The following is a 17625-nucleotide window of genomic DNA, read 5'->3' on the forward strand; positions in this document are numbered from 1 at the left end:
CGGCGTCATCCCTCGGCCCTGGCCTTTCCGATCATCCGGGCGTGCGCTTGCGCGATCGCTTCACTCACATCGATAAGGGCCGCTTTCGCGCCGCGCGGATCGGCCCAGACGAAGTCGCCGACTAGGACGAAATCCGCGCCGGCTGCGGCGAACGCCTCGGCCTCGTCGCGCGAGGCGGCGAAGCCGACGCAGGGCGGCTCGAACAATTCGTCCCACCATTCCAGCCGCTCGGCGATCGCCTCGGCCGACGGCCGCTGTCCGTTGGCGTCGGGCTCGCCGAACAGCACATAGTCCGCGCCGGCCTCGCCCGCAGCCATGGAATCGTGGCGCGTCGCAAGTCCGCCGACCCCGACGATGCGGTCGGGCTTCAGCGACGGCAGGGCGTCCTCCATCGCAGCGATGCCGGTCAGATGCGCGCCATCGGCGCCGGCGCGGGCCACCAGTTCGGGATGTCCGTCGATCAACAGCGCCGCGCCCGCATTCTGGATCGCAGGCGCCAGCGCCTTGACGCGCGAGATCATGGTGCGCTGGTCGGTCTCGCGCAGCCGTACCAGGACCGCGGCAACGTCGGCCGCGGCCAGCAGGCCGGGAAGCTCAGCCCCAAGCTGTGCAGGCTCGTCGACCGGCGGCGTCGCGAGATAGAGGCGCGGCGCCGGCCGCGGCGGAACGGGCTTTGTGGCCAACTATGCCGCCTGTTTCTCGAGGCTAGCGTTCCATTTGCCGGTGCTCGCCAGCCCGTTCATCCGGGCGCGATGCGAGAAGGCGCGCTGGCCCGCGGCAACGTTGTCGGCCTTGCCGGACCACGCCTTCTGCGGCGCTGCCTGCAGCGCGCGGCCATAGGAGAAGGTGAGATGCCAAGGCAGGTTGCCGATCTTGTTCATGGCGTCGAGATGCGCGGTCGCTTCCTCGTCGCTCTGTCCGCCGGAGAGGAAGGCGATGCCCGGCACCGCGGCCGGTACGCAGCTCTTGAGCAGGCGGACGGTCTTCTCGGCGACCTCCTCGACGGAAGCCTGCTTCGCGCACTTCTTGCCCGAGATCGCCATGTTCGGCTTCAGGATCATGCCTTCGAGCGCGACGCGCTGCACCCGCAGCTCCTGGAACGTCCTGTTGAGCACACGCTGCGTCACGTCGTAGCAACGGTCGATGTCGTTCTCGCCGTCCATCAGCACTTCCGGTTCGACGATCGGCACGATCTGCGCGGCCTGGCACAGCGCGGCGTAGCGGGCCAGCGCGTGCGCGTTGACGCGGATCGCGGTCATGGAAGGGATCCCGGCGCCGATATCGATCACCGCACGCCATTTCGCGAAGCGCGCGCCGCGCTCGTAATATTTCTTCAGCCGCTCGGCGAGCTTGTCGAGGCCGACGGTGACGAGTTCGCCGGGGCAGGCAGGCAGCGGCTGGGTGCCTTCATCGACCTTGATGCCGGGGATCGCGCCTGCCTGCTCGATCAGCTTGACCAGCGGCGTGCCGTCCTTGGCGTTCTGCCAGATCGTCTCGTCGTAGAGGATGACGCCGGAGATGTACGTGCTCATCGCCTCCTGCGAGCGGAACAGCATCTCGCGATAGTCGCGGCGGTTCTCCTCGGTCGATTCGACCTTGATGGCGTCGAAACGCTTCTTGATCGTGCCTGAGGATTCGTCGGCGGCGAGGATGCCCTTGCCCGGGGTGACCATGGCGAGGGCGACTTTGTTGAGGTCAGTAAGATTCATCGAGACGTCCTCCGGAGCGCATTGCCTTTGCAAACCAAAATAGGCGGTTCTCGGGCAATTGCCTAGAAAACGTTCGTCGCGGCCGCCAGGGTTGCAGCGGCGGCGGGCCGATGGGGGACACCGTTCCCGACTGCGTCAGAAGCGATGTCCCGTCGTTAATGTTGTCTGCTGTCAGGCGATCTTGGGGGCGAGCTCGCCTGCGGCGTAGCGCTTGGCCATTTCCGCCGTGGTCAGCACCCGCTTGATCTTGCTGGCCTGGCCCGCGGTATTGAACTCCTGCAGCCGCTGCTTGCACAGCTTGGTCATCGCCTCCATCGCGGGCTTCAGGTACTTGCGCGGATCGAACTCTTCCGGGTTGTCCTTCAGCACCTTGCGGATCTGGCCGGTCATCGCCATGCGGTTGTCGGTGTCGATGTTGATCTTGCGCACGCCGTTCTTGATGCCGCGCTGGATCTCGGCGACCGGCACGCCCCAGGTCGGCTTCATCTTGCCGCCATTGGCGTTGATGATGTCCTGCAGCTCCTGCGGCACCGAGGACGAGCCGTGCATCACCAGATGCATGTTCGGCAGCTTGCGATGGATCTCCTCGATCACGTTCATGGCGAGGATGTCGCCGTCGGGCTTGCGGGTGAACTTGTAGGCGCCGTGCGAGGTGCCCATCGCGATCGCCAGCGCGTCGACCTTGGTCTCCTTGACGAACTTCACGGCCTCGTCGGGATTGGTGAGCAGCTGGTCATGCGACAGCTTGCCCTCGGCGCCGTGGCCGTCTTCCTTGTCGCCCATGCCGGTCTCGAGCGAGCCGAGCACGCCGAGCTCGCCTTCGACCGAGATGCCGCCGAGATGGGCCATGCCGGTCACGGTCTTGGTGACGCCGACATTGTAATCCCAGTCGCCGGGGGTCTTGCCGTCGGCCTTGAGCGAGCCGTCCATCATCACCGAGGTGAAGCCGGCCTGGATCGCGGTCATGCAGGTGGCGGGCTCGTTGCCGTGGTCGAGATGCACGCAGACGGGAATCTGCGGATAGATCTCAGTGAGGGCGTCCATCATGTGCTTGAGCATGACGTCGTTGGCATAGGAGCGCGCGCCGCGCGAAGCCTGGATGATGACGGGGGCGTCAACCTCGGAGGCTGCGGCCATGATCGACAGGGCCTGCTCCATGTTGTTGATGTTGAACGCCGGAACGCCGTAATCATGCTCGGCCGCATGGTCGAGCAGTTGCCGCAACGTAATGCGAGCCATTCAGTTTTCTCCCTGTATTTGCAGCGCCTTCGCGCGTGATCGGATGTGAGTTAGCCCTTCTTCAGAACTTCGACGCCGGGCAGCGGCTTGCCTTCCATCCATTCAAGAAAAGCGCCGCCCGCGGTCGAAACGTAGGAAAAATCCCCGGCGACGCCGGCCTGGTTCAGCGCCGCGACGGTGTCGCCGCCGCCGGCGACCGAGATCAGCTCCTTCACCTTGGTCCGTTCGGCGGCATGTTTCGCCGACACCACCGTGCCGCGGTCGAACGGGGTCAGCTCGAAGGCGCCGAGCGGTCCGTTCCACACCAGGGTTGCCGCATCGTCGATCGCGGCATGGATGCGCGCGATCGATTGCGGGCCGACGTCGAGGATCATGCCGTCGGCGGGAATCGCGTCGAGCCCGTAGGCATGCGACGGCGCATTGGCCGAGAACTGGCTGGCGACCACGGCGTCGACCGGCAGGATGATCGCGCAGTTGGAGGCGTTGGCCTTGTCCAGGATCTTGAGCGCGGTCGCGGCGAGGTCCTTTTCGGCCAACGACTTGCCGATGGCGACGCCTTGCGCGTGCAGGAAGGTGTTGGCCATGCCGCCGCCGATCACCAGCGCATCGACCTTGGTCACCAGGTTCTCCAGAAGATCGATCTTGGTCGACACCTTCGCGCCGCCGATGATTGCGATCACCGGCTTGGTCGGCGCCTCCAGCGCCTTGCCGAGTGCATCGAGCTCGGCCTGCATGGTGCGGCCGGCGTAGGCCGGCAGCTTGTGGCCGAGGCCTTCGGTCGAGGCGTGTGCGCGGTGCGCGGCGGAGAATGCGTCGTTGACCCAGATGTCGCCGAGCTTGGCGAGCTCAGCGACGAAGCCGGCGTCGTTCTTTTCCTCTTCCTTGTGGAAGCGGGTGTTCTCAAGGCAGAGGATATCGCCGTCCTTCAGCGCCGCAACCGCCTTGGCTGCGACGTCGCCGATGCAGTCGTCGGCGAAGGCGACAGGGCGCTTGATCACTTCGGACAGCGCCTCGGCCACGGGCTTGAGCGACTCCTTGGGATCGCGCCCCTTGGGCCGGCCGAAATGGGCCAGCAGGATCACCTTGCCGCCCTTGTCGGAGATTTCGGTGATGGTGGGAGCGACGCGCTCTAGCCGGGTGGCGTCGGTGACGCGGCCATTTTCCATGGGGACGTTGAGGTCGACGCGCAGCAGCACGCGCTTGCCCTTCACGTCGACGTCGTCGAGGGTGCGGAATGATTTTGTCACGGGGGTGTTTCCTACGTCATGGCCGGGCATAGCCGTCCGAGGGACGGCGGCGCTTCGCTTTCCCAAGTCCCGGCCATCCATCCATGTCTTGACATGTGGGGCCTAAGACGTGGATGCCCGGCACAAGGCCGGGCATGACGGATCGTCTGTCTTAGAGAAGCTTTCCGATCGCGACGGCGGTATCGGCCATGCGGTTGGAGAAGCCCCACTCGTTGTCGTACCACGACATCACGCGCACCAGCGTGCCGTTCTGCACCTTGGTCTGGTCCATGTGGAAGGTCGACGAGTGCGGATCGTGGTTGAAGTCGATCGAGACGTTCGGCGCGGTGGTGTAGCCGAGGATGCCCTTGAGCTGCTGCTCGGAGGCGCGCTTCATCGCCTCGTTGATCTCCTTGGCATCGGTGGCGCGCTTGGCGACGATCTTGAGGTCGACCACCGAGACGTTCGGGGTCGGCACGCGGATCGCGACGCCGTCGAGCTTGCCCTTCAGCTCCGGCAGCACCAGGCCGATCGCCTTCGCCGCACCGGTCGAGGTCGGGATCATCGACATCGCCGCCGCGCGGCCGCGATAGAGGTCCTTGTGCAGGGTGTCGAGGGTCGGCTGGTCGCCGGTGTAGGCGTGGATCGTGGTCATGAAGCCGGTCTCGATGCCGACCGTGTCGTTCAACACCTTGGCGACCGGGGCCAGGCAGTTGGTGGTGCAGGAGCCGTTCGAGACCACCATGTGGTCCTTGGTCAGCGTCTCGTGGTTGACGCCGTAGACGATGGTGGCATCGGCGCCATCAGCCGGAGCCGAGACCAGCACGCGCTTGGCGCCGGCGGTAAGGTGCGCGGAGGCCTTGTCCTTCGACGTGAAGATGCCGGTGCATTCCAGCGCGACATCGACGCCGAGGGCCTTCCACGGTAGCTTCGAGGGATCGCGCTCGGCGGAAACCTTGATCTTGCTGTCGCCGACGCTAATCGTGTCACCCTCGACGGTCACGGTGCCGGGGAAGCGGCCGTGCACGGAGTCGAAGCGCAGCAGGTGCGCGTTGGTCTCGACCGGACCGAGGTCGTTGATGCCGACCACCTCGATATCCCTGCGGCCGGACTCGGCAATGGCGCGCAACACATTGCGGCCGATACGTCCAAATCCGTTGATCGCGACGCGGATTGCCATGCTCGTCTCTCCTCTAAAAGCTGATGCCCGCCCCGCGGGAGACCTCCCACGAGGGTTTTACGGCGGAACGCCCGGTTCGGCCGGGCGCGGACGGAAAAGATGGAGCTTTGGTAATCCTTTTTCGTCGCAAGCTCAACCGTCGGCCGGCGGGTGTCTGGCCGGCGTCAGATGCGCTTCAGCGCAGCGTTAACGACGGCCTCAGCAGTAATGCCGAAGTGTTTGAAAAGGTCCTTCCCCGGGGCGCTGGCGCCGAAACCGCGCATGCCCACGAATTCGCCATCATGGCCGATCACGGCATCCCAACCCCAGCGCACGGCGGCTTCGACCGCGATTTTGACCGGAGCGTTGCCGATAATGGCATTTTGGCGCTCGGCGGGCTGCGCCAGCAGCAATTCCAGCGAAGGCACCGAAACCACTCGCGTCGCGATGCCGCGTCCGGCGAGCTGCTTCTGCGCCTCGACCGCGAGCTGGACCTCGGAACCGGAGGCGAACAATGACACTTTTGCGTCACCCTGCGCCGCCACCAGCTCATAGGCGCCGTGGCTGCACGGGTTGTCGTTCGGCGCTGTGGTGCGGAGCTGCGGCAGGTTCTGGCGGGTCAGCGCCAGCACGGTCGGCCCTTCGACACGGTTGAGCGCCAGTTCCCAGCACTCGGCGGTCTCGACCGCGTCGCAGGGACGGAACACGCGCATGTTGGGCATCGCGCGCAGCGCCGAGAGGTGCTCGACCGGCTGGTGCGTCGGGCCGTCCTCGCCGAGGCCGATCGAGTCATGGGTCATGACATAGACGACGCCAGTGCCCATCAGCGCCGACAGCCGTATCGCGCCGCGCGCATAGTCGGTGAACACCAGGAAGGTCGCGCCGTTCGGCGCGAAGCCGCCATGCAGGAAGAGGCCGTTGAGGCACGCCGCCATGCCGTGCTCGCGGATGCCGTAATGAATGAAGCGGCCCTTCGGCGTCTTGGCGGCGAACGCCACCGCCGACTTCGCCTTGTTGTTGTTCGAGCCGGTGAGATCGGCGGAGCCGGCCACGAATTCCATCGGCATCGCGGCGGCGATCACCTCGATCGCGGCCTCCGACGATTTGCGGGTCGCGACATTGAGCGGATTCTCCAAGAGCGCCTTCTTGTGCGCGCGCAGCGCCTTGGCGAGCGACTGCGGGCGCTCGTGGCGCAGGCGGCGCTCGAACTCGGCGCGCTTGCGGCTGCCGAGCTGGGCGAACTGCTCATCCCACGCCTTGTGCGCGGCCGCGCCGCGGCTGCCGGCCTCGCGCCAGGCCTTCAGCACGTCATCCGGCACCGAGAACGGCTCAAGCGAGATACCGAGATTTTCCTTGGCGGCCTTCAACTCGTCGGCGCCGAGCGCCTCGCCATGCGCCTTGGCGGTGCCGGCCTTGTGCGGTGCGCCGTAGCCGATCGTGGTCTTGCAGGCGATCAGCGACGGCTTGTTCGACTTCTGCGCGCGGGTGATCGCGGCGGCGATCGCCTTCGGATCCTGGCCGTCGATCAGCTCTGCGGCCCAGCCGGCCGACTTGAAGCGCTTCACCTGGTCGACGGAATCCGCGATCGAGGTCGGGCCGTCGATCGAGATGCCGTTGTCGTCATACAGCACGATCATTTTGTTGAGCCGCCAGTGACCGGCCAGCGCGATCGCTTCCTGCGAGATGCCTTCCATCAGGTCGCCGTCGGAGGCGAGCACATAGGTGTGGTGGTTGACGATCTTCTTGCCGAACTCGGCGGCGAGCATCTTCTCGGCCAGCGCCATGCCGACCGCGGTCGCGATCCCCTGGCCGAGCGGGCCAGTGGTGGTCTCGATGCCCTTGGTGTGGAAATTCTCCGGGTGTCCCGGCGTCATCGATCCGAGCTGGCGGAAATGCTTGATCTGGTCGAGCGTCATGTCCTTGTTGCCGGTGAGGTACAGCAGGGCATAGAGCAGCATCGAGCCGTGGCCGGCCGACAGCACGAAGCGGTCGCGGTCGGGCCAGGCCGTGTCGGCCGCATCGAATTTCAGGAATTGTGTGAACAGCACCGTGGCGATGTCGGCGGCTCCCATCGGCAGGCCGGGATGGCCGGAATTCGCCTTCTCGACGGCGTCCATGGCAAGGCCACGGATCGCATTGGCCATACGGGTGTGATCGACCTGCGTCATGATGAAAGTCCGCCTGAAATGAGGAGTTGGTTGCGGGACGCATCGGGGCGGGCAGCCGCGACACGCGCGTGATGGCCTTACGGGGTTGAGGGGTGGATTAGCACCTCAAATCCTCAAGTCCAAGGCGATCAACCGCCCCAAAACGGGGAAAAGTTGCTCGAAATCGGCCATTTCGATTGTTCGGTGCATAGCTCTGCGCCGACATTGCGCTGGGCTCGCTCGCCACGTAAATTTCATCCCCTAACCGCTTGCCGATACGCCGGTTTTGCCGTGCGGCAGGCTTATCTCAAGCAGGCTACCCAGGCCAACTTGCGAAGGGTTCGCGCCGCGTGTCATGAGTGATCGTCCCGCCAACGGGTCTGGCAATACCGAGGCACCTCTTGCCGATATCGATGCTGCGACAAAGCGGCTGATGGCGGCGCTCGATGCGCTGGAGAGCTCGGTGGAGCGGCGGCGCGAGGCCGATCGCGACGAGAACGAGCTGGCGAGCCGGATTCAGGCGCTCGGTGCCGATCGCTCCAGGCTTGCCGACGAGCTCGACGGATCGCTGGTGAAGACGCGCAAGCTCGAGCGCGCCAATCGCGAGATCGCGGAAAGGCTCGACGCGGTGATCAGCACCATTCGTGCCGTGCTGGAGGGCGGAGAAACGAGATGAGCCATATCAACGTCACCATCAATGGCCGGCAATACCGGATGGCCTGCGAGGAGGGCCAGGAGGTGCGGCTGCTCAAACTCGCGGAAAACCTCGAGCAGCGCATCGAATCGCTGCGCGGGAAATTCGGCGAGATCGGCGATGCGCGGCTGACGGTGATGGCGGCGCTCACTGCCTGCGACGAACTGGTCGACGCCGGATCACGCATCCGCAACCTCGAGGAAGAGATCGAGCAGCTGCGCAACGCACGCGTGGCCGCCGCCGACCGCGCCCGCGCGACCCAGGTCGCCGTCTGCAATGCGCTCAACGCCGCCGCCGAGCGGATCGAGCACACCACGCAGGTGCTCAACCGTACCATCGGCGGCGGGATCGCGATCGGATGATCTTTGCATCCTCTGCCGGAGGGGAAGGATATAGGGATTACACCAGCTGCGTCGTCCTTGTCGCTGGCGGAGCAGGCACTTCGTCGCTACATTAGCCGTCGCGAAGCTGCGTCGTGCGTCAGGAGCCATATATCCCCGGGGCCTTATCGATCCTTTAGGGAACTGTCCCTGGCCGGGTCCGTGGACCCGGACATATGGTGCCCACCTACTTTCGTAGGGAACTCCGGGATCGAGCGCTCCAACGGCCTCTGCGGCTTCGCACTCTAACGCGCGATGAGGTCATCGCGCTTTGGCGTTGTGCTTGAGCATGATCTCCGCGGAAGACCGCTTCACACTTTTCCGGATCGTGCTTTGAGTTTTTGCTGTTTCGGTATCGTCGCGTTGCGGCGGTTTGAGCGAGTAGCCGTGCCTGCCCCACCGATGCGGGGTATCCAGTACGCCGCGGCCTGGCCGCAAGATTGCGAGCGTCTCTGGAATTTTGATTGTCCGCTGTCGCGGACGATGACAGCGGAAGATGGTCATGCATGCATCTCCATCGAAGGCCGAACTCCGGGCGCTGGCGCTGGCCAAGCGCGATGCGTTGAGCGACGAGCAGCGCCGCACTGCTGCCGAAGCGCTGGCCAAACGCGGCGCGCCGTTCGACATCACTTCAGGCATGATCGTGTCGGGCTATTCGCCGATCCGCAGCGAGCTCGATCCGACGCCGCTGATGCTGAAGCTTGCAGCCAAGGGCGCGCGGCTCGCGCTGCCCTGCGTCAATGCGCGCGGCCAGTCGCTGACCTTCCGCGCCTGGGCGCCGCATGAGAGGCTGATGCTCGGGCCGCTCGGCATCCCCGAGCCGTCGCCGGCTGCCGCCGAAGTGCATCCGGACGTGATGCTGGTGCCGCTTGCCGCCTTCGACCGGCTCGGCCATCGCATCGGCTACGGCGCCGGCTATTACGACTATACCTTCGCGCATCTGCGCAAGGCCAAGCATGTAATCGGCGTCGGGCTTGCGTTCGCCGCGCAGGAAACCAAGGCGATTCCGGCGTTGTCGCACGACGTTCCGCTGGATTATGTGCTAACGGAACGTCAGACGTTCGATTTCCGGAGTGTCTAGCATTGCGTATTCTCTTCGTTGGTGACGTCGTCGGCAGGACCGGCCGCACCGCCATCGCCGACCACCTTCCCGGCATGATCAGGGACTGGTCGCTCGATCTTGTCATCGTCAATGGCGAAAATTCCGCCGGCGGCTTCGGCATCACCGAGGCGATATACCAGGAGCTGCTCGACGCCGGCGCCGACGCGATCACTCTCGGCAACCACGCCTGGAATCAGAAGGAGGCGCTGGTGTTCATCGAGCGCGCGCCGCGGCTGATCCGCCCGTTGAACTTCCCGCGCCATTCGCCCGGCCGCGGGGCGACGCTGATCGACACCAAGAACGGCAAGCGTGCGCTCGTCATCAATGCGATCGGCCGCGTGTTCATGGAGCCGTCCGCCAACGATCCCTTCAGCGCGGTCGAGCGCGAGCTCGATGCCTGCCCGTTGCGCGAGGGTGCCGACGCCATCGTCGTCGATTTCCATGGCGAGGCGACCAGCGAGAAGCAGGGCATGGGCTTCTTCTGCGACGGCCGCGTCAGCCTCGTGGTCGGCACTCACACCCACGTGCCGACCGCCGACCACCAGGTGCTGCCAGGCGGCACCGCCTATATGAGCGACGCCGGCATGACCGGCGACTATGATTCGGTGATCGGCATGCAGAAGGAGGAGCCGCTGCAGCGCTTCCTCACCGGCATTCCGTCCGCCCGCTTCGAGCCGGCGTCGGGACCCGCAACGCTGAGCGGGGTCGCGGTGGAGACCGACGATGCGACCGGGCTTGCCGTGAATGTCGCGCCGGTGCGGGCCGGCGGACGGCTCGAGCCCGCGGTGCCGGGGTTCTGGGTGAAGTGATAGCGAGTGAGCTTAGCCCGGATGGAGCGAAGCGAAATCCGGGACTAATCTTTTCGCACGGCAAGCGTCGGCATGGATTGCTTCGTCGCTGCGCAAAATTGCTCCGCAATTTTGTCGCGAGCTCCTCGCAATGACGACTTCGGCCTTAGCTCTGCCGGAAGCCCATGCGGAACGCGCCCCAGTGCTGGCCGCGTACGACAATCGGCGACGACAGGTCCTTCATCAGCACGAAATTGCCGCCGCCCATGTCGCGGCGGTAGGTCTGCAGCAGAAACGGCTTGGTGTTGCCGGCGACCTTCTTCACCGCGCGATCGTTGAACAGGCGGCGGTTGCGGCAATTGGCGTTGTTCCAGACGGGATCGGGGCCCTGCGGCAGCCGGTAGTTCGGATTGTGCGTCGGCAGATAGCCGCCCCTGGCCCAGGCGACACAGAATACGATGCGCGGGTCGCTTTTCTGGAGCGGGTCCTGAATCGTGGGCAGCACGCGATCGGTGAACGCTGTGTAGTCGGTCAGATACTGCTTCGGATCGGTCCCTGATATCTCGCGGTACTTCTCGTCCATCAATTGGGCGAGCGTGATCTCGCCGCGTGCGATCGCATTCTCGAACAGGTCCGAGATCTGCTTTGCGGTCTCGATCACGACGCGGATCAGCGGCGCGTCCGAAGTCTGCACGCCGCTGTCGGCTATCATCGCGATCAGGTGTTCCGAGGTTTCGAGCAGCTTCGTCACCCGCTCGTCGGCGTGCTTGAGGTCGCGCGAGGAGAGATCGACGCCTTTGGCAAGCTCGTTCAGCTCCGCAATCACGGTGTCGCAATGACCGAGATTCGAGGTCGCGGCGCGCGCGACGCTGTCGATCTCGGCGCCCACGGATGAAAAACCCTCCTGTATGCGCGTGATGATGCCGGAGATCTGCTGGGCGCCTTCGCCGGCGCTTTTTGCGCGCAGCGAGGCGTCGCTGCTCTCGCCAATCAGGCTGCCGATTTGACCGTCGAGATCGCGGACCGTGTCGGAAATCTGATGCGTCGCCTGGCGGGTCGCCTCCGCCAGGCTCTTCACCTCGCTCGCGACGACGGCAAAGCCGCGACCGGCAGTGCCGGCGCGCGCGGCCTCGATCGTGGCGTTGAGTGCCAGCAGATTGGTCTGCTTCGCGATCGCCTCGATCGAACCGGAGACCTTGGCGACCTGGTTCAGCGCCGAGCCGACTGCGGCAAGTCGCGCCTCGATCCGTCCAACCGCGGCCACGAGCTCTGCGATGTGACCGACCGCGGTCTCGACCGCGCTGCGCGACTGCGCGATCTGGCCAACCGCGGCGGATGTGGTCGACTGCACGGCCTGCGACGCATTGGCGATGTCGTGATTGGCCGAGACCATGGTCTCGGCCGTCTTCTGCAAATGGTGGAAGCGCTCCGACTGGTTGCTGACGCGGCTTGCGACCTCCTGGACGTTGCCGGCGATGTCGGCCAGCTCCACCCCGAGGCCGCCGATACGGTCGGCGATCTGGTCAATGAGCCGTTCGGCGAGCGTCCGGTCGGATGACGTGTCCAGAACTGCAAGCTGCGCGACCGACATTTTCGAGCGTCCTCCCGTCAGAACCGCCCGTCGACCCGCTGCGGCATTCCCGTTCCGATCCTAAAGCGTGATTCGCGGCTGCGGTCTTGCCTGAGCGTGCACTCGTTTGACGGGCTACAAGAATTCCGATCAAAGCTTGTAGGCGGTGCGGAAGCCGCCCCAGTGCCGGCCGCGCACGCGGATCGGCACGTCGATCTCGCGCATCATCACGGTCGTGCCGCTGCCCATGTCGCGCGCATAGGTCTGGATCAGATAGGCGCGCTGGTTGCGGCCGGCGGCAAGCCCCGCCGGATCGTTGAAGATGCGGCGGTTGCGGCAGTTCGCGGTGTTGTAGGCGACGTCGCCCGGCCGCTGCGGATGCGAGTAGAGCTTGTTGTGGACGGGCAAATAGCCGTTCTGGTCGATCGCGACGCAGAACGCCATCCGCGGATCCCTGGCGAGGAACGCTTCCTGGAACGGCGGCAGCGCGCGCTCCGCCCAATCGAGCATTTTGGTGCGGTACTGCACCGGATTGGTGCCCGGTATCTCGACATAGTCGGTGTCGAACAGGTCGTCGACCGTGACCGCGCCGCCGGCGACGGCGTTCTCGAAGATCTTGGTCAGCGCGCTGCCGGCTTGCATCGCGCGGGTGACGAACTCGGTGTTCTCCTCGTGGATCGCCCACATCCGGTCTTCGATCTTCTCGCGCAGCTCGGCGGTCGGAGCCTCGAACCGCGCCTGTGCGCCGGCCCTGGAGCGTTCGCCGATCCTGATGCGGCAGGCGCCGATGTCCTGCAAGGTCGCGCTCAGGTTCTCATGCGCAGGGAGCTTGTCGGCCTCGGGCCCGCCGATCAGGATGCCGTCCATTGCAAGCTCGTAGACTGGCGCGGTGATAGTGCCGCGCGCGGTCTTGATCTCGATGCCGAGGCTGCAGGGCAGGCGCTCGCTCCTGCGGCGATCCTCGCGCTCGTTCTGCCGCAGCAGTACCGCGCAGCGCGCCTTCAGCTTCTGGGCGAAGGCGGTCACGGCCTTGCCGGCCCTGGCGACGTTGTCGCCATGCGCTGCGGCTTCCTGCGTTGCGCTGTCGATCTCGCCGGCGCTGGTGCCGACCGAGACGATGAAGTGAGACGCGGAGGCCGCGTTCTGGCCGATCTCGCCGGTGATCTGGTTCTGCTCGACGACTGCGCCGTTGACGTGCTCGAAGACCGGGCGGATCGCCTCGATCGCCTGCGAGATGCGGTGCACGGCGTCCGCGGATCCAGTGGCGTCCTTCTGCAGCGCCTCGATCTTCTTGGTGATCTCCTCGGTCGCGCTCTGGGTCTGCACCGCGAGCGCCTTGACCTCGGTTGCGACCACCGCAAAGCCCTTGCCTGCGGCGCCGGCGCGCGCCGCCTCGATCGTCGAGTTGAGCGCAAGCAGCGTGGTCTGGCGCGCGATCTGCGCGATCAGATTGACGACGTTGCCGATCGCGGCCGAGGATTCGCGCAGGCGGTCGACATTGGCGGTGGCTTCGCGCGCCGCAGCCGCGGCGTCATCGGCCAGTTAGCTGGCGTTGCGCACCTGCTGGCCGATGCCCTCGGCGGAATGGGTGAACCTGTCGGCGGCTTCCGAGAATGTCGTCGCGGTGCTTTGCGCGGCGCTGGTGCGGCCGGTCAGCGCGTCGGTCCGCGCCCGGATGGTCGCAAGCGTCGCGGCTGTGGCTTCCGCACCGGCGGCCACCGAGCTTGCGGCGCGCTCGAGCTGGCGGATCATGCCGCCGAGCTCGAGTTCCAGCAGTTCAAGGATTTCCCTGGCCGAATCGCTCTCGGTCGAGGTGAGGGCTTCGGGCGCGACACTCGCGGCCGGAACCTCTGATTTGACGGCAGGCGCAACCGACTCCGGCTCTCGCCTTCGAAACAAACCGAACGCCATCGGGGACTCTTGTGAGTAAGGGCGGGACGGCCGATCCTCTCACCCGGGCATGAAGTCATGGTTAACAGGTGCCTCACATTCCGGCCTGCGGTAGTATCCGTGACGGAACGCCCCGCCGATCTTTGATTTTGGCCGGAGGGAGGCCTATAAGGCCGCGCTTTCCACCCCCTTTGACCTGACGCTTCCAAGAGACCACGCATGGCCGGCCATTCCCAATTCAAGAACATCATGCACCGCAAGGGCCGGCAGGATGCCCAGCGGTCGAAGCTTTTCGGCAAGCTGGCCCGCGAAATCACCGTGGCGGCCAAGCTGGGCACCCCGGATCCGGCGATGAATCCGCGTCTGCGCGCCGCCGTGGTCGCGGCGCGCGCCGAGAACATGCCCAAGGACAATATCGAGCGCGCCATCAAGAAGGCGTCCGGCAGCGACGGCGAAAACTACGAAGAGATCCGCTATGAGGGTTATGGCCCCGGCGGCGTCGCCGTGATCGTCGAGGCGCTGACCGACAACCGCAACCGCGCAGCCTCCGACATCCGCTCCTTCTTCACCAAGTCCGGCGGCAATCTCGGCGAAACCGGCTCGGTCGCCTTCATGTTCGACCGCACCGGCATCATCGAATACGACAAGAGTGTCGCCTCCGACGACGCCATGCTGGATGCGGCCATCGAGGCCGGCGCCGACGACGTGGTCTCCAGCGAGGGTGGCCACGAGGTCTACGCCTCGCAGGAGACATTCCGCGAGGTCGCCAAGGCGCTGGAGGCGAAGTTCGGCGAGCCGCGCAAGGCGGCGCTGACCTGGAAGCCGCAGAACACCGTCTCGGTCGACGATGAGACCGGCGAAAAGCTGTTGAAGTTGATGGACATGCTCAACGAGCACGACGACGTGCAGAACGTGTTCGCCAATTTCGAAGTGTCCGACGCGCTCATGGCGAAGATGGGCGGCTGACGCCGCTTGCATTGCTGTCATCGCCCGGCTTGACTGGGCGACCCAGTATTCCAGAGACCTGCATTTGATCCGCGACGCCGCGGCGTACTGGATCCCCGCTTTCGCGGGGATGACGAGCAGGGCATGACAGGCGGGGCAGGGGATGACGCTCCGTTTGTGTTTCGTTCTCGGTGCACAGGCGGTATCACTCCCCCATGACATCGCAGCCGATTCGCTCCCCCGTCCGCATCATCGGTATCGATCCAGGCCTCCGCCGCACCGGCTGGGGCGTGATCGAGACCGAGGGCAACCGGCTGGTCTACATCGCCTGCGGCTCGGTCGAAACGCCCGATAACCTGCCGCTCGCGAGCCGCCTGCTCGCGATCCATGAGGGGCTCGCCGCCGTGCTCGGCGACTACAAGCCGGCGGAGGCGGCAGTGGAACAGACCTTCGTCAACAAGGACGGCGTCGCCACGCTCAAGCTCGGGCAGGCGCGCGGCGTCGCCATGCTGGCGCCCGCAATGTTCGGCATCTCTGTCGCGGAATACGCGCCGAACCAGGTCAAGAAGACCGTGGTCGGCGCCGGACATGCCGAGAAGAACCAGGTCCAGGTGATGTTGAAGATCCTGCTGCCGAAAGCCGAGCCGCCATCCGCCGACGCGGCCGATGCGCTGGCGATCGCGATCACGCACGCGCATCACCGCCAGAGCGCCGCGCTGCGGCTGAAGGTGGCAAGCCTATGAGGAGCGCTTGCAAGCTTTCGCGACGTGAGGAGGGCACACTCGTCAGGCTCCCTCCCCCCTTGCGGGGGAGGGTTGGGGAGAGGGGTAAGGGGGGAGGGAACCATGCCGCTGGTGCGTGCCTCACCAAAGCCAACACCAAAGCGAACGAACGGAACGCGAGCGCCAGGTCCGAGGGGGCATCATGATTGGCAAGCTCAAGGGCCTGATCGATTCCTATGGCGAGGACTATGTGATCCTCGATGTCGGCGGCGTCGGCTATCAGGTGCACTGCGCCAGCCGCACGCTGCAGGCGCTGCCGTCGCCGGGCGCGGCTGCGGTGCTGTCGATCGAGACCTATGTCCGCGAGGACCAGATCAAGCTGTTCGGCTTCCGCAGCGATCATGAGCGCGAATGGTTTCGCCTGCTGCAGACCGTGCAGGGCGTCGGCGCCAAGGTGGCGCTCGCGGTGCTCGGCACACTGCCACCGACCGACCTCGCAAATGCCATCGCGTTGCGCGACAAGGCGGCGGTTGCCCGCACGCCGGGGGTGGGGCCGAAGGTCGCCGAGCGCATCGTCAGCGAATTGAAGGACAAGGCGCCCGGCTTTGCCGATGTCGATCCGGCGGTGGTGCAGCTTTCGGGCGCGATCGACAACAACCGCGCGCCGCGCCCGGTGACGGACGCGATCTCCGCGCTGGTCAATCTCGGCTACGGCCAGCCGCAGGCCGCCGCCGCGATCGCCGCCGCCTCGCGCAGCGCCGGTGAGAAGGCCGAAACCGCGCAACTGATCCGGCTGGGCCTGAAGGAATTGTCGAAGTGAACACGCCCTCCCGCATCGTCACGCCCGAACGCCGCTCCGATGATGTCGGCGATACCGCGCTGCGTCCGCAGTCGCTGACGGAGTTCGTCGGCCAGGCGCAGGCGCGCAAGAATCTCTCGATCTTCATCGAAGCGGCGAAGAAGCGCGGCGAGGCGCTGGATCACGTGCTGTTCGTCGGGCCTCCGGGCCTCGGCAAGACCACGCTGGCGCAGATCGTCGCGCGCGAGCTCGGCGTCGGCTTTCGCGCCACGTCGGGTCCGGTCATCGCCAAGGCCGGCGATCTCGCGGCGCTGCTCACCAATCTCGAAGAGCGCGACGTGCTGTTCATCGACGAGATCCATCGCCTGAGTCCGGCGGTGGAAGAAGTGCTGTATCCGGCGATGGAGGATTTCCAGCTCGACCTGATCATCGGCGAGGGACCAGCGGCGCGCTCGGTGAAGATCGAGCTTTCCAAGTTCACGCTGGTGGGTGCGACGACGCGCGCGGGCCTGCTCACCAATCCGTTGCGCGACCGTTTCGGGATTCCGATCCGGCTGAACTTCTACACCGAGGAGGAGCTGGAGAAGATCGTCAGCCGTGGCGCCCGCGTACTCAACATCGGCATGAGCCCCGACGGCGCCAACGAGATCGCGCGCCGGGCCCGCGGCACGCCGCGCATCGCCGGCCGCCTGCTGCGCCGGGTCAGGGATTTTGCCTCCGCGGCCGATGCCGACTCCGTCGACCGCGGCATCGCCGATCGCGCGCTGAGTGCGCTCGAGGTCGACAGCGCCGGCCTCGATGCGATGGACCGCCGTTATCTGACAACGATCGCTTTGAACTATGGCGGCGGCCCGGTCGGCGTCGAGACCATGGCGGCGGCATTGTCGGAGCCGCGCGACGCGATCGAGGACATCATCGAGCCCTATCTGATCCAGTGCGGCTATCTGCAGCGCACCCCGCGCGGCCGTCTGTTGACCTCGCATGCCTTCCGCCATCTCGGCCTTGCCGAACCCAACCGCGATCCCGCGCAGTTCGGCCTGTTCGGCGGCAATGGTGACGAGGACTGATCCATACGCCTGGATCACCTGTAGCTGTAGTTCGCCGCCAGCATAATCTGGTCATGCTGCCAAGGTGGCCGCGGTTGCGCTCTCGAAGACGTGAAAAGACGTGTTGATGCAGCGCACGGCGCTGCCGGTAACCCTAAAGGGTAACCTTGCGGCGTGTCTGCAGGTTATCTGCACAAACGCGGCCCAAT

General features: G+C 65.7%; 16 protein-coding genes, 1 other RNA gene and 1 pseudogene. 9 read left to right on the forward strand and 9 right to left on the reverse strand.

The features are described from left to right. Window positions 1-5: 5 nt before the first annotated feature. The 6 genes from MTX23_RS05680 to tkt all read right to left on the reverse strand — a co-directional run bounded on the left by MTX23_RS05680 (window position 6) and on the right by tkt (window position 7501). Complete coding sequence (locus MTX23_RS05680; protein ID WP_280975651.1) at window positions 6-683, reverse strand: thiamine phosphate synthase; 678 nt, start codon at window positions 681-683, stop codon at window positions 6-8. Next, on the reverse strand, window positions 684-1709 hold the full coding sequence (locus MTX23_RS05685; RefSeq protein WP_280975652.1) for a class I fructose-bisphosphate aldolase: 1026 nt from the start codon (window positions 1707-1709) through the stop codon (window positions 684-686). Between the two features lie 171 nt (window positions 1710-1880). Continuing rightward, window positions 1881-2948, reverse strand: a complete 1068-nt coding sequence (fba, locus tag MTX23_RS05690; RefSeq protein ID WP_280975653.1) for a class II fructose-bisphosphate aldolase — start codon at window positions 2946-2948, stop codon at window positions 1881-1883. A gap of 50 nt (window positions 2949-2998) precedes the next feature. Further along, window positions 2999-4195: a phosphoglycerate kinase gene (locus tag MTX23_RS05695; protein WP_280975654.1), complete on the reverse strand. Its 1197-nt coding sequence runs from the start codon at window positions 4193-4195 to the stop codon at window positions 2999-3001. Between the two features lie 151 nt (window positions 4196-4346). Next, on the reverse strand, window positions 4347-5354 hold the full coding sequence (gap, locus tag MTX23_RS05700; RefSeq protein WP_280975655.1) for a type I glyceraldehyde-3-phosphate dehydrogenase: 1008 nt from the start codon (window positions 5352-5354) through the stop codon (window positions 4347-4349). A 164-nt stretch (window positions 5355-5518) separates the two neighbouring features. Continuing rightward, window positions 5519-7501 carry a transketolase gene (tkt, locus tag MTX23_RS05705; RefSeq protein ID WP_280975656.1) on the reverse strand — a complete coding sequence of 661 codons (1983 nt, stop codon included), beginning with the start codon at window positions 7499-7501 and terminating at the stop codon, window positions 5519-5521. A 334-nt stretch (window positions 7502-7835) separates the two neighbouring features. Between tkt and MTX23_RS05710 the strand changes: the two genes are divergently transcribed. The 3 genes from MTX23_RS05710 (at window position 7836) to ssrS (ending at window position 8797) form a co-directional block, all read left to right on the forward strand. Next, on the forward strand, window positions 7836-8156 hold the full coding sequence (locus MTX23_RS05710; RefSeq protein WP_280975657.1) for a DUF4164 domain-containing protein: 321 nt from the start codon (window positions 7836-7838) through the stop codon (window positions 8154-8156). Continuing rightward, a complete protein-coding gene (locus tag MTX23_RS05715; RefSeq protein ID WP_280975658.1) occupies window positions 8153-8536 on the forward strand; it encodes a cell division protein ZapA in 384 nt (127 codons plus the stop codon). The genes MTX23_RS05710 and MTX23_RS05715 overlap by 4 nt, the downstream gene beginning before the upstream one ends. A gap of 100 nt (window positions 8537-8636) precedes the next feature. Beyond that, a non-coding RNA gene (ssrS, locus tag MTX23_RS05720) (6S RNA) lies at window positions 8637-8797 on the forward strand. An 18-nt stretch (window positions 8798-8815) separates the two neighbouring features. Here the strand turns inward: ssrS and MTX23_RS05725 are convergent. Then, entirely contained in the window at window positions 8816-9058 is a 243-nt protein-coding gene (locus MTX23_RS05725) for a hypothetical protein (RefSeq protein WP_280975659.1), read from the reverse strand. Between MTX23_RS05725 and MTX23_RS05730 the strand changes: the two genes are divergently transcribed. Beyond that, window positions 9057-9635 (forward strand): 5-formyltetrahydrofolate cyclo-ligase, encoded by a 579-nt coding sequence (locus MTX23_RS05730; RefSeq protein ID WP_280975660.1) that lies wholly within the window; start codon window positions 9057-9059, stop codon window positions 9633-9635. The two genes, MTX23_RS05725 and MTX23_RS05730, sit on opposite strands and share 2 nt — an antisense overlap. Window positions 9636-9637: 2 nt before the next feature. After that, window positions 9638-10465 (forward strand): TIGR00282 family metallophosphoesterase, encoded by an 828-nt coding sequence (locus tag MTX23_RS05735; protein WP_280975661.1) that lies wholly within the window; start codon window positions 9638-9640, stop codon window positions 10463-10465. Between the two features lie 145 nt (window positions 10466-10610). On the opposite strand, the gene MTX23_RS05740 is transcribed toward MTX23_RS05735, so the two are convergent. Continuing rightward, the gene (locus MTX23_RS05740; RefSeq protein WP_280975662.1) at window positions 10611-12035 is read right to left on the reverse strand and encodes a methyl-accepting chemotaxis protein; all 1425 of its coding nucleotides are present in this window, start codon (window positions 12033-12035) and stop codon (window positions 10611-10613) included. 129 nt (window positions 12036-12164) lie between these two features. After that, a pseudogene (locus MTX23_RS05745) lies at window positions 12165-13925 on the reverse strand (methyl-accepting chemotaxis protein). A gap of 198 nt (window positions 13926-14123) precedes the next feature. On the opposite strand from MTX23_RS05745, the gene MTX23_RS05750 reads away from it, so the two are divergent. The 4 genes from MTX23_RS05750 (at window position 14124) to ruvB (ending at window position 17437) form a co-directional block, all read left to right on the forward strand. Continuing rightward, window positions 14124-14870 (forward strand): YebC/PmpR family DNA-binding transcriptional regulator, encoded by a 747-nt coding sequence (locus MTX23_RS05750; protein ID WP_280975663.1) that lies wholly within the window; start codon window positions 14124-14126, stop codon window positions 14868-14870. 194 nt (window positions 14871-15064) lie between these two features. Then, on the forward strand, window positions 15065-15592 hold the full coding sequence (gene ruvC, locus MTX23_RS05755) for a crossover junction endodeoxyribonuclease RuvC (RefSeq protein ID WP_280975664.1): 528 nt from the start codon (window positions 15065-15067) through the stop codon (window positions 15590-15592). Between the two features lie 181 nt (window positions 15593-15773). Beyond that, complete coding sequence (ruvA, locus tag MTX23_RS05760; protein WP_280975665.1) at window positions 15774-16391, forward strand: Holliday junction branch migration protein RuvA; 618 nt, start codon at window positions 15774-15776, stop codon at window positions 16389-16391. Next, the gene (gene ruvB / locus MTX23_RS05765; protein ID WP_280975666.1) at window positions 16388-17437 is read left to right on the forward strand and encodes a Holliday junction branch migration DNA helicase RuvB; all 1050 of its coding nucleotides are present in this window, start codon (window positions 16388-16390) and stop codon (window positions 17435-17437) included. The genes ruvA and ruvB overlap by 4 nt, the downstream gene beginning before the upstream one ends. Window positions 17438-17625 lie beyond the last annotated feature (188 nt).

Source organism: Bradyrhizobium sp. ISRA436, assembly GCF_029910015.1.
GTDB lineage: Bacteria > Pseudomonadota > Alphaproteobacteria > Rhizobiales > Xanthobacteraceae > Bradyrhizobium.